Below are 15,428 nucleotides of genomic sequence, written 5' to 3'. Positions count from 1 at the left end.
TCATTGACTAACCTTCAATCCGAATGATTTCACAGCGATCGCAAATCTCCGCATTGTTCATCCGCAAACGATCGCATAAAAAAACCAGAGTTCAGTCTTTACTGAACTCTGGTATTGAGTGAACATTTTCAGTGAGATCAGATTACGTATCGCACCATCTGATTAGCGACTTTCTTGCTGTTGCAAGAACTGACGCACTTCTCTACCTGGAACATAACCATAACCGAAAGAAGCCTGATCGCCATCATCAATGACTTGTGGAGTGACCATCACCACAACTTCCTGACGAGTGTTGTTGCGGTTCGTGCTTCTAAACAATGCTCCGAGTAACGGCAGATCTCCTAGGATAGGAACCTTCGTGACAGAAGCTCGATCGGTCTCTTGAATGATTCCAGAAAGAATCAGCGTTTGTCCATCGCGGACTCGAATCGCACCCGACTCAACACTCCGACCGCTGATCAGCGTAATCGGACCTTGAGGCGAATTGACTGCGTTAGACGGCGCAGAAATGACAGGGTTCACGCGCAACGTAACGAAACCATTGTCATCAATACGATCGACAATCAGATTCAGAATCAAACCTGCTTCCCGGATGATTGGCTCATTCGTTTCAGTACTCTGCGTTCCATTCACCTGAGAATTTCTTCTAAATCCGCTGAAGACTTCTTGCGTCAGCCGAACCGTCGAGCGCTCTCCATCTTGAACAACAACCGTTGGAGAAGCAAGAATCTTTGCGTTACCACTTGTAACCTGAGATTGCAAGCGAGCTAAGAATTGGGTTGGAAACTGAAATAAAGATGGTAGAGCACCAGTAACCGTTCCAAATGCTCCCGGTGTAACGGTTACAGTCGGAGGGGAACCATTTGTCCCAGGAGTTCTAGTAATTACAGTTGGTGTTGCTGTGGTTGCTTCAGTGATCCCTGCTTGAAATGGATCAGACGAAATCCCAGCGCGCTGACTGTACCAGTTTCCATCTCGAATGCTGAGAGGCGGTGGATTCTCAGTAACCTGATCTCCATTGATGATTCTTGTGCCTGGGGCGGTGTTCGCAATAGTAACAGGTTGACCATTCAGATCATAGAAGATGTTAGCACCTGAATAAGGATTATCGATCGTCGGACGACCTGTCAAACTACCTGCTGCTTCTGCATTCGTTGCTGGTCGCGTCGAGCCGAAGTTAAAGACGGCTGCTCCTCGATCGACGTTAAAGAAATTGTTGCCAATCCCAAACGAGAAACTCGTGTTGAAGTCTTCGGTCTTCAGCAAGTTAACATCTACAATTTTCACATTCAGTGCAACCTGGCGCTTACGGGCATCAAGTTGACCCAAAAGGCGAGTTGCAACTTCAACTTTACGAGGTGAACCCGTCAACGTAATCGAATTTAATCGATCGTTCGAGGAAACAGCGAGTCCGCGTAATACGAGTGGTGCGCTGCCTTCTGTTGCTCTGAGAGACAAAATCGTAGGAGTGCGAGTTTCGATCGTTCGTGCTGCTGCACCTTCTCCGATCGTCTGAATTTGCACCTGCTCAAAAGGACGCTGTGTTTCTGCCCCTTGTGTCGTTAAAAAGGCTGAAGCATCTGCAACTGAAACCTGGTTGAGACGAATCGTGCGAGTAATGATATTGCGCGCATCATCCGGCAAGCGAGGACCAACAAAGATGGTTCGTCCTACTCGATTCACATCGAGTGCTGCACATGCACCACCACCATTTGCGCCTGCTGCTGGTCCTGCATTTGCAACCGGAATACAAGCGACTCGCAACACATAGTTGAACACATCCTGAACCGCTTCGTTCTGGATATCCAAAGAAATCGTAGGTCCATTGGGTCTTGCAGCCTGTCCTGCTCCTGCTGCTCCTGCCGCTGCTCCTGCACCAGATTCGCTATAAGCCAAGTTCAGATTCGCTGCCCGTGCTAGCAAAGAAAGCACTTCCCGAACGGGTGCATCTCTCAAGACCAATCGTGGAATTCGTTCATTCGTTCCCAGGTCAATGGTCGTCGGAGACGCATCAATTTGTGACACCGCTTGATCGCCGACAGGAGGAGCAACTGCTCGTCTCATCAGAGGTGGAGTCGGGGCAACTGGAACCGTTGGCTGAGCTTGACTCGGAACTTGCGCGCTCGGCACAAATGGAGTCACCGGAGTCGTCGAAGTCGGTCTTGCTTGCGCGATCGCAGTTCCGGGTAACGATGTCGAAGGCGCTGCTTGAGCCATCGGAGCAGGCGGAACATTCAACGGAACCGCAGCAGTCGGAGCATTCGCTGGAACACTCGCAGGAGCATCCGGCGCACTGCCACCCCCCGCACCCGACACATTCAAGATCACACCTTGAGCATTGCGGCTCGCAATTTGCCCGATCGGTGCAGTTGTTGTTCCCACAACCGTTACCTGCACCCCATTCGCACCCGAAGGAACTACAGAAACTTGAGCAATTCCAGGCGCAGGATTTGCCTGACGGAAGGGTTGGCTAATTTGAGCATTAAAAACGTAAGCATTCCAAGTATTGCCTTGATTGACATTGAAAACTTGAGGCGCTTTTCCACCTTGGGTTTCTAGGATCACATCAAAGCCAGCACCATTCGGATTGATGCGAACATTAGTGACTTGCGTCGGATTCGCAGATGCAGCTTGACCACTGAATAAGGCAACGGTCGCGGCAGTTGCTAGACTGATTGCTCGAAGCTCTTTCACGAGTTAACACTCCTCTTGGGGGTAAATAGGAAATAAAGGTTCAATCTTTAGCTATTTCGCCGGAGTTAAAGGCGGAACAGCTTGCAGTGCCTTACGATCAGCATCGGTCAACGGCAACAGCGCATCCATCTCGAATGTGGTTGCAATCTGGTTGTCCGGTTGGCAGTTCGTCAAGTAGCGAATCGTGCCATCCGGCTGAATCTCATACAACCCTTCGGAAATCTTGTTATCGATCACTTTGACATCGAGATTGCGAATCAGCAGTAACGGCTGAAGTCGCTCGATCGTTCTAAAAATCGATTGAGTCTGATTAAAGTTACCTCGGATATCAATACTGATCGATTGCCGCTTTAACTTCCCGTTAATCGGTGTGCCGAGTGAACCATCGCTAATCACCACAGCACCTTTCTCATCCGGCTTAAACCGCTTGAGTTTGGCTTCAGCGACTAAATCTCCAAACTTATCTTTAAACTCTTGAGCACCACCCGGAGTCGCAAACAACTGCTGCACATACACTGGGCAAGCATTGAGCTTGGTATTTGTCGCAGCTAGTAAACCTGCATTATTTCTTTCAATCAGTTGATTGAGATCGAGCAGCAAGGTATTCAACGTTTTTTCACTCGCAAACAAGCCATAGACCTGATCGCGCTTTTGCTTGGCTTTTGCTAATTGATCCTTTGCATTCTGAATCTGTTTCCGGATTTCTCCTTGCTGTTCAAGCTGTTCGGTCTTCTCTCTAACGCTGCTATTTAAGGATTGATTCGTCTCCCAAGCAGGCATGACCAGATAAGAGACGATGCCACCTGCTGCAACAAGCCCGAGCACTCCTAACAACACTCCGCCAATTGCTGGAGTAAAAGTAACTCCAAACGCAGTCGGATAGCTTGGAGAATTCTCCAACTCCGATTCCGTCATAAAATCAGTCGTCATGGCTTCTTCGCTCCATTCTTTTCAGTCGCATCAGGTTTAGCAGGTGCTTTGGGGGTCGTCGAAATCACACCGCGTTCTTTCAAAGATTCAATCCGAGTCACAAGACCCACTGCCCCTTTACGATCGAGTTCTCGAATCAGTTCCGAAGCAGGCACATCGTTAATCGCGGCTGAAATGACAAATTGCACTTTTCTCGGCAAGCGGGGCGGCTTAATCTCACCTTCGCGCTTCAGCCCAGGAAAATCGGGTAATTGCAGCGTTTTCTCCTCACCCAACTCCGCACTGACAACTTTAGTTGCTTCTGCTTTCAAGAAGTTCGACTGTTGTAACGTCAACAAGAAATCATTGACATCATTCATCGAATTCGCCAGCCCTCTGATTTCGATCTGCCCAGAAACTGGAGGTTTTGCTGCTGCTGCCGGAGTTCCTGCTGCTGGGGCGGCTGGAGCAGGTTGAGCCTGATTGATCTCGACTTTCTGCTGAGTAATCGATGCCAGTTGAATACTCGAAGGCAAGCGATCGCGAATATCCTGGGTCATCGCTGACCAAGGCTTGATTTGGTTAAAGACCGATGCGAGTGCCTGTGCTTCTTCTTCGACCTGTTTCGTCTCCGCTTGAATCGATGAGAGATTCTTCTTCTCAGTTTCTAAATTACCGAGTTGAGTATCGAGATCCGCTTGCTGACGTTCTAAGTCGCCATTGCGCAAGGTGAGAATCCCGAAGAGGACACCTGCAAGCACTGGGAAAAAGATCAGTGCCGCAAACCCAAAATATAAAGGACGCTTTTCTTCAGGTGAACCTGTCGGTTTTGGACGACCGACACTCCGTCGCTTATCGGGCTTAATATCCGGTCTATCGTTGAGAAAATTGACATCTAAACTGTACATTTACCACGCCTCCCGCAGTCCTAAACCCAGCACGACACCCAGACCTGGACGGAGATTGACTGGAATATCCTCCCCACTGATCGATAGGGCTGAGATCGGATCGATTAAGTTACAAGGCAAGCTCAATCGCTGGGTAAAGAACTCGTCAATCTGTCCGATTGCGGCTCCAGGTCCTGCTAACATCAATTGAGCAATTTCTAAGTTCTCGCCTTGATTCAGGTAAAAATCAATCGATCGCCGCAGTTCATCTCCTAGCTCGCCCAACACTCGCAGCATGGCTGCTGCACCCGGATTGCCACCTGGACGATTAGAATCAGCCGTTGGAATCGTCATACCTTGCAGCAGGTCAATGTTGCGCGAAGGCGGTAAATTCATCGCACGAGAGAGTGCAGATTGAATTTGATAAGTTCCGATCGGAACCGTTCGCGAGAATTGAGGCACACCATCTACTGTGATTGAGATTTCAGTGCTCTCGAATTCGATATCGACGATCGCAACAGCTTCTTGAGGAGCAAACTGCCGTAATTGTTCGCGAATCGTACGAATCAGTGAGAAACTGCTAACTTCTAAGACATCTATTTTCAGCCCTGCTTGCTGGAACGTATTGATATACGAATCCGTTACCTCTTTCCGAGTTGCAACCAGTAAGACTTGGACTTTCTCGATCCCATCTTCATCGATAAATAGCCCTAATTTCTGATAGTCTACGTCCGCTTCTTCCCGAGGGAATGGAAGATATAGACCCGCTTCTTGATTCAGCACCATTTCGCGCAGTTCTCGATCGTCGAGTTCTGCTGGAACGGGGATAATTCGAGTCACCGTATCACGTCCACCAGCTACCGCAGTTGCCACCTGTTTCACTTTAATTTTGTGTTCGGCTAACGCAGACTGAATGATCTCTGCCATGGCAGGCGGATCGGTGATTTGTCCTTCATGAAAGACACCTTCAGGAATGGGAACGGTTGCATAAGTGCCAAGCCGAAATCCTTGCCCCTGCTTGCGAAGTACCGCAATGTTGAGGCGATCGGCGGCTAACTCAATGCCAACCCCCTTTGACTGTTTTGAGAATAAACTCTTGATACCGTTAACCACAGTTTTGTTAGCCCGCTATTGAGTGAATGAGTGACAGGTTTCGCAATAAAAATATTGCAAGTTTGCTGCTGTTTGGGTGCTGAACTCGACTCAGAAAATTCTGGGTAATCATACGGAAAACAACAGGAAAAATCTGCTATTTTATGAATGATTGAGTTCGACAAACATCTGGTGTAACGAATTTAGACTGCCCAGGTTTTTACAAGAATAAACATCTCAATCCAAAAAGTTAAAAATCCTGAAAGCCCAGTATTTACGGTACTTTTAAGCAATGAAAATGGAGCAGTTTTAGATAAGAAACTACTCTAATTTGATCAGTTTGATGTAATTGTTTCGTTGCTTTTCGCGCACATGAGAGATCGCATTTCGCAATCCTAAAAAGGTGTTGTTTCAATCAGTTCAGCGTCGATACTTAGACCTCCTCTGTATGATTAGAGACACCTATTTGTGCATACTACACGCGATTTGAAAAATGGCACGACTAATTTTTAAGACATAGAATTTATACGGAAACAGCCGATCGTTGAAACCACGATCGGCTGTTTTTGCTGAGAACAAATTGTGTGAGATTATGCACCTGCAAATGCAGGTTCGCGCATTAACAGGGGCATCACATCACTGACAGAAGCACCGAACACTTCACAAGAATTATTCGGGCTTTCAATCAGCTTCACTTTATAGAGGCGTGCCCCAATTTGCTGAATGGGATCTTCTAGTAAGTCGCGAATATGCACGGCAATATTTTCCGCAGTCGGCACAACTTTCTCAAAGTAAGGAATATCTTTGTTCAGAAACGTATGATCAAATGGCTCAACAACATAGTCATCTACTGCTTTCTGAAAGGCGACGAGATCAGCAATCATTCCGGTGCGGGGGTCGATTTCGCCTTTGATCGTGACTTCTAAATGATAGTTATGACCATGACCATTCGGACGAGCGCACTTGCCGTAGATTTCGCAGTTTTGCTCAAAACTTAGATCAGGACGAGCGAGACGATGAGCCGCACTAAAGTGAGTGCTAATGGTGAGATAGGCTTCCATATTGTTTCCTAGATAATCTGCCCAGAGTTCAGGATGTTCGTAGAGCCGGATATTGACGATCGGTAAATGCGATTCCAGCCTTTTCCAAATCGATCGAGCAATATTTTCGGTGGTGGGAAGAGTCTGTTGAAACTCTGCCCAAGTGTCATTTAAGTAAGAGAAGTCAAGCTGACTGGTCACTTCTCGCCGGATCACATGCTTCACATCAGACAAGTTTAGAACCATGCCGTATTCGTCTAAATCTCCCAACATGGAGACATACAGCACATAGTTGTGTCCATGTCCGGGAAACCGAGTACATGCCCCAAAGCGTTCAATATTCTCCGCTTCGCTGAGTTCCGGCAGATAGTACCGATGACTTGCCGAAAATTGGGCACGGCGATCGATAATACATTTCATAGAGTCTTGGAGAAAGGGTTAAGCGTTCAGTTTAAAAAACTTCACACTATTCTTAGGATACGACTTTCATCGGCGTTTTGGATTTTAGATTTGGGATTGTGGATTGAAAGAAACGAGTGAAGCAATAGAGTTGGGCGCGATCAGCCATTCTGAAATCTTTTCGATTTGAGCCATTGGAGCAAGATCACTGGGCGCGTTGGGAAGATTCACAACTGTTTTACCAGCGAATTCTTCTAATCTTTGAGTTGCGCGATTATTGACGATAAACCGCTGATGAATCTGCAATGGTTCGAGCGATCGCACTAAGCGCTCGGTTTCGGCAAAAATCGTCGATCGTGCCTGAACCACGCCAATAAATTCGGTATGCTCAGCGTTTTGAAGCTGTTTGTGAGTCTTGATAATTCGCAGTCTTAACGTGCGTAAGCGGCTCATCAGTTCAGTATGTCCCGCGACGTTCTGATATTTCAGCCAGAGCTTAAAAATCCAGGTGAGCCAATCCGTTAACACAGACGGCATTTCGAGAAAGCGCAAGAGATGCCCAGTTGGAGCTGTATCGAGAATGATCAGATCTTGTGCATTCGATTCCAGCAGTTCCATAACTTCGAGGAGCGCGAGCATTTCATCAATGCCCGGAAGCGCTTGAGCCATGATTTTGCGCCATGCTTCTGGCGTGTAAGCAATTTGCAGCGATTCATCTTGAGTTTTGCCACTCATCATGTCCGCTAATTCCCAAAGATACTCTTCCCGAAAGCGATCGAGTAAGGTTCGAGCATCGACTTCTTGAGCGCTGAGGTTGGGAAGAATGTCAGTTGGCTCATGTCCAAGCTGAGTCCCAAAAGCATCGCCCAAGGAATGAGCCGGATCGATCGAGATGACTCGAATTTTTCGATCCGGATGCTGCCGAGAAAGATTGAGCGCGATCGCGGCTGCAACTGTCGTTTTGCCCACCCCTCCTTTTCCGCCGACCAGAATTAACTTACGCTGTTCTAGGATGAAATCGGGAAGAGACTGAGACGGTGCAATTGGAATCGCTGAAGGGACGAATTCTGAATGATTTGTAATTAAGCGATCGAGGGCTGCAATTCCAATCGGTTCCTGAGACTGTTGTGAGAATGTCAGCACCGGATCTGCAATCTCTTGAAACTTGCGAACCAATTCCTCCCGTTCAGCGTGAACTTGATTGAGGAACACTCCGCCAAAAGGAATTTTAAGCGCTTCTAGAGCTTTGATTAATCTCTGAGATTCCAGCAAACTGAGCCATTCTGCGATCGCGACAACAAAACAAGCAGATCTTGCTGAATCTTGAAGTAATTGGCGACCGTCGGTTAAATCTCGGCGCATCGATTCTAGAAAGAGATCGACTTCATCCGGTGTGTAGCGACCTGTAAAAGCCTCGCTCATTGTTCGATGCTTGAGCTGAAAGAGTTCGAGAGCCGATAAAAACTCTTCGAGAAACTCCATCAGATTAAACAGTGCCAGCGTATGACCGCTTGGAGCCATATCCACTACGATCCGATCCACAACGCGATCGCGCAATAATCGCTGAATTTCAAGAATCCCCATCAATTCATCTAAGCCCGACCAGCCCAATTCCCAAACTGACGCTAAATCACCTTGCCCAACAAAGCTGCCTCGCTCGACTAATCGCTCTAGAATCTCCCCATATTCCGCTTTGAAGTCTTTTAGCAGCAATTCAGCATCCAATGCCCTGACGCTTAAATTCGGCAAGCTCTCGATGGTTTGAGCCGTATTGCTAACTTCCATCTGCAAAACATCACCTAAAGAGTGAGCCGGATCAGTGGAAAGCAGCAAAATACGATCGTTAGGAAACTGTTTTGCCCAGCGACAAGCAAATGCGCTTGATAGTGTCGATTTCCCAACACCGCCTTTACCGCTAAACATTGCCAGATGGAGAGAATCAAACGAATTCAACATAGTTCTGCGATCGAGTTTGGGCACAATCCTTGTACTGAATGAATTCGAGTTTGGTGCAAATTCTTGGGAGATTCGCTTCAGTGCAGAAACTGAAGAAGCTCAAAACCCATCGCCACCCCGATCCAATCAGTATTTGTAGTCTTCCCACCCAGTACCACCCAATGAGTGAGCTATTTAAAGGATTTGAGCAACTTTTAGAACTTGCCAAAGTGCTAGAAGAAAAAGCCGAAAAAGGTGAACTCAAAGCCAATATTCAAGTCAATCGTGCCGCTTTTAGCAGCATTCCCCGCAACACAGGCGGCATCGGCGTGAGTAGCATGGGCGCGAATCGTTCTCCTCAAGCTCCGACTCAAGATGTAATCGTGACTCCACCGCCTGCCAATTCGACTGCTTCACTTCAGGATGTGGGCGGACTGGGTGAAGTTCTTAAAGAACTCAGAGAATTAGTTGAATTGCCCCTCAAACGTCCAGAAGTTCTCGCAAAATTGGGACTTGAACCGATTCGAGGTGTATTGCTAGCCGGATCGCCAGGAACCGGAAAAACTTTGACTGCACGGGCACTAGCGGAAGAGTTGGGTGTCAATTACATCGCGATCGCTGCTCCTGAGGTAATGGGCAAATACTACGGTGAAGCAGAAGGGCGACTTCGCAGTATTTTTGAGAAAGCGGCAGCGTCGGCTCCTTGCATTATTTTTATCGACGAAATCGACAGCTTAGCGCCTGATCGTGCCAAAGTCGAAGGCGAAGTCGAAAAGCGAGTCGTCGCCCAATTACTCACCTTAATGGATGGATTTGCACAGACAAAAGGTGTCATTGTTCTCGCAGCAACGAATCGTCCGGATCATCTTGATCCAGCTTTACGAAGACCGGGAAGATTCGATCGAGAAATTCAGTTCCGCGTCCCCGATCGCGATGGACGCTTAGAAATTCTCAAAATTCTGACGCGATCGATGCCTCTCAAATCTGTCAATCTCGACTCGGTTGCCGATCTCACGATTGGCATGGTCGGCGCAGACCTCAAAGCAGTCTGTCAAAAAGCAGCTTATACAGCCTTGCGACGGCAAGTTCCCTCATTAAATGCAGTTCCCGATGAATTAACGATCGACCAATCCGATTTTCTACAAGCCTTGAAAGAAGTAAAACCGTCTGTTCTGCGATCGGTTGAAGTCGAATCACCGCAGGTCAATTGGGATCAAATCGGTGGATTAGAAGCCACAAAACGCACCTTACAAGAAGCAGCAGAAGGTGCAATGCTTTATCCTGAACTCTATCAACAAACAGGAGCCAAAGCACCGCGAGGAATTCTCCTGTGGGGATTACCTGGAACCGGGAAAACTTTACTCGCGAAAGCGGTCGCTTCTCAAGCAAGAGCGAATTTTATCTCGGTGAACGGTGCAGAATTGATGAGCCGTTGGGTTGGAGCAGCAGAACAAGAAGTTCGAGATCTGTTTAACAAAGCACGTCAGGCTTCCCCTTGTGTTGTGTTCATTGATGAGATTGATACGCTCGCTCCTGTGCGCGGCAAATTTAACGGCGATTCGGGAGTCAGCGATCGCGTCGTCGGTCAATTGCTAACTGAACTTGATGGGTTACAAGACTGTGGTGCGATTCTTTTAATTGCAGCGACCAATCGCCCGGATGAGGTTGATCCTGCGTTACTACGTGCAGGACGTTTGGACTTGCAAATTCAAGTCAATTTACCCGATGAAGCGAGTCGTTTAGAAATTTTGCGAGTTCACAATCTCGATCGACCTTTATCCGAAGTTGACTTAGCCGCGATCGCAGCCGAGACCGAAGGCTGGAACGGGGCGGACTTAGCACTTTTAAGCAATCAAGCAGCACTGCAAGCGATTCGACGCTATCGTGCTCAAGGAATGACTGAACCAGAAAATCTAGCAATTAACGGGGAAGACTTCGCGATCGCGTATCAAGCACTCCTAAGCCAACGTCGGTAGAAGTGTGCTGCTATCGAATAGCAGCACAATCCGTGAAACTGCGGGACTGAAAGACTTGAAATATAAAGATTACGTGATTGTTCTCGATAGTCTTAAATCAGAATCTGTCCATGTTAAGTGTGGAAGACTAATCCATCAGAATCTGAGCCGGAACACTTCCACATTCAACTACTCTTAATCACGGAATTACAAACCATCATGGCTGTTGAAAAAGTAAACTCTTCTTCGAGCTTGGCAGAAGTTGTGGATCGCATTCTCGACAAAGGTATTGTTGTTGATGCTTGGGTACGTGTTTCGCTCGTAGGGATTGAATTGTTAGCAATTGAAGCTCGCGTCGTCATCGCATCTGTAGAAACCTACTTGAAATATGCTGAAGCTGTCGGCTTGACGGCTCAAGCTGCAGTTCCTGCTGCATAGTTTTACGAAACAGAGGAGATCGAGATCTCCTCTGTTTTTTGAATTTTAAACTCAAGTACTTACAGCAATGGCTTTCAAAGATTCCTGGCAACAGCAACGACAAGTAAGACTGCAACAGGTAGCACAGCGTCGTCAAGCCGTTTCTGCGCTCCTCCAAGCAACGCATGAACAACGTCAACTGAATGCGTCTCAACTCCGAAGTGATCTGAGTTTATTTCGCGAAACCTTCGCTTACGACACCAGCTTGCGCCGTCAAAATTTGCATCAGTTCTGTGAAACGCTCCAAGAACAGACTCAAGAATTTTTAGCGGTCGCCCAAGCTGAGCGCAGTCTCATTTCACAACAGTTGAGACATGACCTCAGTGCATTTCGAACCACACTCAAGCAAACTGTAGAATCACTCCGGCGAGAAATTCAAGCCGATCTTCAGATCCTGCAGATTGAAGTTCAAGCGCAGCTAGATGACGCACGCCAGCAGAGAATCAAAAATCAGGTTCGACACTCGCGAAACCTACGCATCTTTGTTGAGCAACTTCACACAACTGTTGACGCATTTCTCGCAGATTGTGCCTTAGAGCGCCAGGAAAAAGCAGCACAAGCTCAACTCGACCGCGAAACTGAATTAGCCGCACTGTTCAAGAAATTTGCTGAATTTCGAGCACAGCTACAACAGTATCGCACTGAACTTTCCCATAGCGTTTGGGGAGACCTTTCTGAGCCAGCGTCTCAACCCGCCCAACCCGCTACACCGAAGCCTGTAGCAGTTGTAGAATCTGTAGAACCTCTCGTAAAACCTGCTGCTAAGCCGATTATTGTCTTGAAAAAGCCCGAAAAGAGAGGGCGAGGGTTCCAAGTTGCAACATCAGCAACATCAGCTTCTCCCAAACCTGCAATCAAGGTAGAGGAAGCTCCTACACTCTCCTCAGATGAGCAGAGAATTTATGACTACATCGCAGACATGCAAGGTGCGCGATTAACTGAAATTGAATCCGCACTCGGCATCACTCGACTTCAGGCTGTAGAAGGACTGCGATCGCTCATTCAGCAAGGCAAAATTACTCAAAAAGATCGCGTTTATTTAATCCATCAATAAGGAAAGGACACGCCCTGTGACGACTGTATTAAGAGCTAGCCCCCGCCACTTTGTCAGTACGCCCGCGCTCGATCGCATTACAATGCGCGCGCTACGTTATTTGCAGTCTGGTTTTTCAGTTCACTTGCGCGGCTGTGCAGGGGTCGGTAAAACGACCCTAGCCCTGCACTTAGCTGATTTGCTAGCTCGTCCCATCATGCTGATGTATGGCGATGACGACTCGAAAAGTTCAGACATGATTGGCGCGCAAGCAGGCTACACCCGTAAGAAAGTCGTCGATAACTTCATTCATAGCGTGATGAAGGTTGAAGACGAGATGAAACACACTTGGGTAGATTCTCGATTGACATTAGCTTGCCGAGAAGGATTCACACTCGTCTATGACGAATTTAATCGATCGCGTCCTGAAGTCAATAATGTGCTGCTCTCAGCCTTAGAAGAAAAGCTACTCGTCTTACCTCCGACGAGCAATCAGACCGAATACATTCGAGTCAATCCGCATTTTCGAGCGATTCTTACCTCGAATCCAGAAGAATATTGTGGCGTGCATTCGACCCAGGACGCTTTGATGGATCGCTTGGTCACCATCAATATGCCTGAGCCAGATGAACTGACGCAGCAAGAAATTCTGATTCAGAAGACAGAAATTGAGCGATCGAGTGCTGCATTTATTGTGCGATTTGTGCGAGCGTTTCGACAAAAAACAGGCGCAGAGAAAGCTTCTGGCTTGAGATCGTGCTTGATGATTGCAAAAGTCTGCCAAGAACATCACATTGCTGTCCTCCCTGAAGACGCAGAATTTCGGGATATCTGCTCAGATGTCTTGCTCTCACGCATTGGCATCGCGCTTGAAGATGCAACCAAAATTTTGTGGGCACTTCTCAATGAGCAAATTGGAGCAATTGAAATCCCCGTCATTTCAACCCCACAAGCAACCGTTGAGCAAATTGCTCAAACCGTTCAAGCATCCCTCAATGAGCAAACTGAAGCAATTGAAATCCCTGTAATTTCAACGATACAAGCAGCAGTTGAGCAAATTGCAAGTGCTCAACCCGTGCAAGCACCCTTTTTAGATGCAGAAGAACGTGCAGAATTAGCACTTCAAGAGCCACTCGAAGTGGCTCCTCTCAACCAACAAGTCGAAGCGCTCTTAAGTGATCTGCCAGAACTGGAAGAAGCGAGTACGATGAATGAGATTGCCGATGAGATTTCTCAAGAGCAGCAAATTTATCGCTATTTACTTCGATCGAAAGGTGCAGGACTCTCAGACCTTGAAAGTGAATTCAGTCTCGTCCGAACTGAACTACTCGAATCGATTCGAGCTTTGACCATTCAAGGTTTAGTCATTCACCGCGATCGACGTTTCTTTGCTGTCGAGCCTGCATTGGAGAGCTAAGTGTGACGACCCCGACGAAGAGCATTCAGAGACCGATGCCCACGGCCACCCAAGGTTCCACCTTGGCAGATGTATTAGAGCGTGTTTTAGACAAAGGAATTGTGATTGCTGGAGACATTTCAGTTTCCGTTGCGACGACTGAATTATTGACGATTCGGATTCGATTGTTGATTTCTTCAGTCGATAAGGCACGTGAGATGGGAATCAACTGGTGGGAGAACAATCCCCATTACAGTGCTCAATCGAGAGAGCTTCTCGAAGCGAATCGCGCACTGATGGAGCGAGTAGAATCGCTAGAAACAGAGCTAAAAGCTTTGCGTCCAGCAGTTTCGCCATCTCTGCCCAAACCACCTGCGACCCCAGCCGAAACCTTGAAATCACTGCTCCAAGATCTGTAAGCTATGTCTTCTCTTGCCCCGAAAGCTAAGCCCGATGCAGGTCTTGCTCCCTTGCTTCTCACCGTGGTCGAACTGATTCGACAATTGATGGAAGCACAAGTGATTCGTCGGATGGATAGCGGAGAACTCAGTGATGAGGATCTCGATCGTGCCGCAGATAGTCTTCGTCAACTTGAAGCACAAGTCATACGATTGTGCGATGTCTTTGAGATTGATCCGGCTGATTTAAACATTGATCTCGGTGAAGTTGGCACATTGCTTCCGAAAAATGGCGGGTACTATCCTGGAGAGCGATCAACTAGTCCAACGATTTTAGAGTTGCTCGATCGCTTACTCAACACAGGTGTCGTTCTCGAAGGCAATGTTGATCTCGGTCTCGCTCAAATCGATCTGATTCACGCAAAACTCCAGCTAGTTCTGACTGCAAAGCCCATTTAGCCCCGGTTGAAACGATGAGCAATTTATATTTGTACGGCATTTTCCCCGCTCCCGGTCCTCAAGATCTCGACCTGCAAGGACTCGATCAAAAACCTGTACAGACTCAGATTGTAGATGGGTTTGCGTTCCTCTACTCGGAAGCACAGCAGCAACGCTATCTCGCGAGTCGTCGGAACCTGCTTGGGCATGAAAAAGTGTTAGAGCAAGCAATGCAGGCAGGCTATCGGACACTTTTACCGCTTCAGTTTGGATTAACGATTGAGACTTGGGAAACCGTCTCCGATCAACTTACTGCTCCGCATTTTGAGCATTTAAAAACTCTATTTGAAAAGCTAGATGGACGGCGCGAAGTTAGTATCAAACTGTTTTGGGACAGTGCCGAAGAATTACAAGCGTTGATGGCAGAGAATGCTGAACTTCGAGAGCAGCGCGATAGCTTAGAAGGAAAATCGCTGAGCATGGATGAAATTGTCCGCATCGGGCAAGCGATCGAACATGCGATGAGCGATCGACGCGAAGCCATTATTACTGAGTTTCAAACCACTTTGAATGCAATGGCGATCGAGGTTGTTGAGAACGATGTCCTGACTGAAGCGATGATTTACAACGCTGCCTACCTGATTCCGTGGGAATCCGAATCAGAATTTAGTCAAGCCGTGGAAAGACTAGATCAACAATTCGACGGGCGCTTGAAAATTCGATACAACGATTTCACTGCACCGTATAACTTTGCTCAATTCGAGCGGGAGTAAAT

13 protein-coding genes are annotated in these 15,428 nt (G+C 47.5%); 7 read left to right on the top strand and 6 right to left on the bottom strand.

What is annotated here, in order from left to right; genetic code table 11:
* Positions 1-162: 162 nt before the first annotated feature.
* The 6 genes from OU814_RS08265 to OU814_RS08240 all read right to left on the bottom strand — a co-directional run bounded on the left by OU814_RS08265 (position 163) and on the right by OU814_RS08240 (position 8,977).
* Entirely contained in the window at positions 163-2,694 is a 2,532-nt protein-coding gene (locus OU814_RS08265; protein ID WP_190651288.1) for a type IV pilus secretin family protein, read from the bottom strand.
* Between the two features lie 51 nt (positions 2,695-2,745).
* Positions 2,746-3,624: a hypothetical protein gene (locus tag OU814_RS08260; protein WP_017289396.1), complete on the bottom strand. Its 879-nt coding sequence runs from the start codon at positions 3,622-3,624 to the stop codon at positions 2,746-2,748.
* Positions 3,621-4,511 carry a PilN domain-containing protein gene (locus OU814_RS08255; RefSeq protein ID WP_017289397.1) on the bottom strand — a complete coding sequence of 297 codons (891 nt, stop codon included), beginning with the start codon at positions 4,509-4,511 and terminating at the stop codon, positions 3,621-3,623. Before OU814_RS08255 ends, OU814_RS08260 begins: the two co-directional genes overlap by 4 nt.
* Positions 4,512-5,603 (bottom strand): type IV pilus assembly protein PilM, encoded by a 1,092-nt coding sequence (gene pilM, locus OU814_RS08250; RefSeq protein ID WP_268181840.1) that lies wholly within the window; start codon positions 5,601-5,603, stop codon positions 4,512-4,514.
* Positions 5,604-6,172: 569 nt separating this feature from the next.
* Entirely contained in the window at positions 6,173-7,042 is an 870-nt protein-coding gene (locus OU814_RS08245) for a 6-carboxytetrahydropterin synthase (protein ID WP_268181838.1), read from the bottom strand.
* A gap of 84 nt (positions 7,043-7,126) precedes the next feature.
* A complete protein-coding gene (locus tag OU814_RS08240) occupies positions 7,127-8,977 on the bottom strand; it encodes an ArsA family ATPase (RefSeq protein ID WP_268181836.1) in 1,851 nt (616 codons plus the stop codon).
* A gap of 161 nt (positions 8,978-9,138) precedes the next feature.
* Here OU814_RS08240 and OU814_RS08235 point away from each other — a divergent pair, with 161 nt between their 5' ends.
* From OU814_RS08235 to OU814_RS08205, 7 genes are all read left to right on the top strand, one after another.
* A complete protein-coding gene (locus OU814_RS08235) occupies positions 9,139-10,932 on the top strand; it encodes an AAA family ATPase (protein ID WP_268181834.1) in 1,794 nt (597 codons plus the stop codon).
* 198 nt (positions 10,933-11,130) lie between these two features.
* The gene (gene gvpA / locus OU814_RS08230) at positions 11,131-11,349 is read left to right on the top strand and encodes a gas vesicle structural protein GvpA (protein ID WP_009768191.1); all 219 of its coding nucleotides are present in this window, start codon (positions 11,131-11,133) and stop codon (positions 11,347-11,349) included.
* A 67-nt stretch (positions 11,350-11,416) separates the two neighbouring features.
* Positions 11,417-12,442 carry a hypothetical protein gene (locus OU814_RS08225; RefSeq protein ID WP_268181827.1) on the top strand — a complete coding sequence of 342 codons (1,026 nt, stop codon included), beginning with the start codon at positions 11,417-11,419 and terminating at the stop codon, positions 12,440-12,442.
* A gap of 16 nt (positions 12,443-12,458) precedes the next feature.
* On the top strand, positions 12,459-13,838 hold the full coding sequence (gvpN, locus tag OU814_RS08220; protein ID WP_268181825.1) for a gas vesicle protein GvpN: 1,380 nt from the start codon (positions 12,459-12,461) through the stop codon (positions 13,836-13,838).
* Between the two features lie 35 nt (positions 13,839-13,873).
* Complete coding sequence (locus tag OU814_RS08215; protein WP_051077878.1) at positions 13,874-14,236, top strand: gas vesicle protein; 363 nt, start codon at positions 13,874-13,876, stop codon at positions 14,234-14,236.
* 3 nt (positions 14,237-14,239) lie between these two features.
* Positions 14,240-14,674: a gas vesicle protein K gene (locus OU814_RS08210; protein WP_268181823.1), complete on the top strand. Its 435-nt coding sequence runs from the start codon at positions 14,240-14,242 to the stop codon at positions 14,672-14,674.
* 14 nt (positions 14,675-14,688) lie between these two features.
* Positions 14,689-15,426 (top strand): GvpL/GvpF family gas vesicle protein, encoded by a 738-nt coding sequence (locus OU814_RS08205; protein ID WP_268181821.1) that lies wholly within the window; start codon positions 14,689-14,691, stop codon positions 15,424-15,426.
* Positions 15,427-15,428: the final 2 nt, after the last annotated feature.

The sequence above is a fragment of the Leptolyngbya sp. GGD genome, assembly GCF_026735145.1.
Lineage (GTDB): Bacteria > Cyanobacteriota > Cyanobacteriia > Leptolyngbyales > Leptolyngbyaceae > Leptolyngbya > Leptolyngbya boryana.
The sequence above is the reverse complement of the archived record's forward strand: the minus strand, read 5'-3'. Positions and strand labels throughout refer to the sequence as shown.

Bases quoted from the DNA above. Each gene is read 5' to 3' on its own strand.
- OU814_RS08260 (WP_017289396.1), bottom strand. From the start codon at position 3,624: ATGACGACTGATTTTATGACGGAATCGGAGTTGGAGAATTCTCCAAGC.
- OU814_RS08255 (WP_017289397.1), bottom strand. From the start codon at position 4,511: ATGTACAGTTTAGATGTCAATTTTCTCAACGATAGACCGGATATTAAG.
- OU814_RS08245 (WP_268181838.1), bottom strand. From the start codon at position 7,042: ATGAAATGTATTATCGATCGCCGTGCCCAATTTTCGGCAAGTCATCGG.
- OU814_RS08240 (WP_268181836.1), bottom strand. From the start codon at position 8,977: ATGTTGAATTCGTTTGATTCTCTCCATCTGGCAATGTTTAGCGGTAAA.
- OU814_RS08235 (WP_268181834.1), top strand. From the start codon at position 9,139: ATGAGTGAGCTATTTAAAGGATTTGAGCAACTTTTAGAACTTGCCAAA.
- gvpA (WP_009768191.1), top strand. From the start codon at position 11,131: ATGGCTGTTGAAAAAGTAAACTCTTCTTCGAGCTTGGCAGAAGTTGTG.
- OU814_RS08225 (WP_268181827.1), top strand. From the start codon at position 11,417: ATGGCTTTCAAAGATTCCTGGCAACAGCAACGACAAGTAAGACTGCAA.
- OU814_RS08215 (WP_051077878.1), top strand. From the start codon at position 13,874: ATGCCCACGGCCACCCAAGGTTCCACCTTGGCAGATGTATTAGAGCGT.
- OU814_RS08210 (WP_268181823.1), top strand. From the start codon at position 14,240: ATGTCTTCTCTTGCCCCGAAAGCTAAGCCCGATGCAGGTCTTGCTCCC.
- OU814_RS08205 (WP_268181821.1), top strand. From the start codon at position 14,689: ATGAGCAATTTATATTTGTACGGCATTTTCCCCGCTCCCGGTCCTCAA.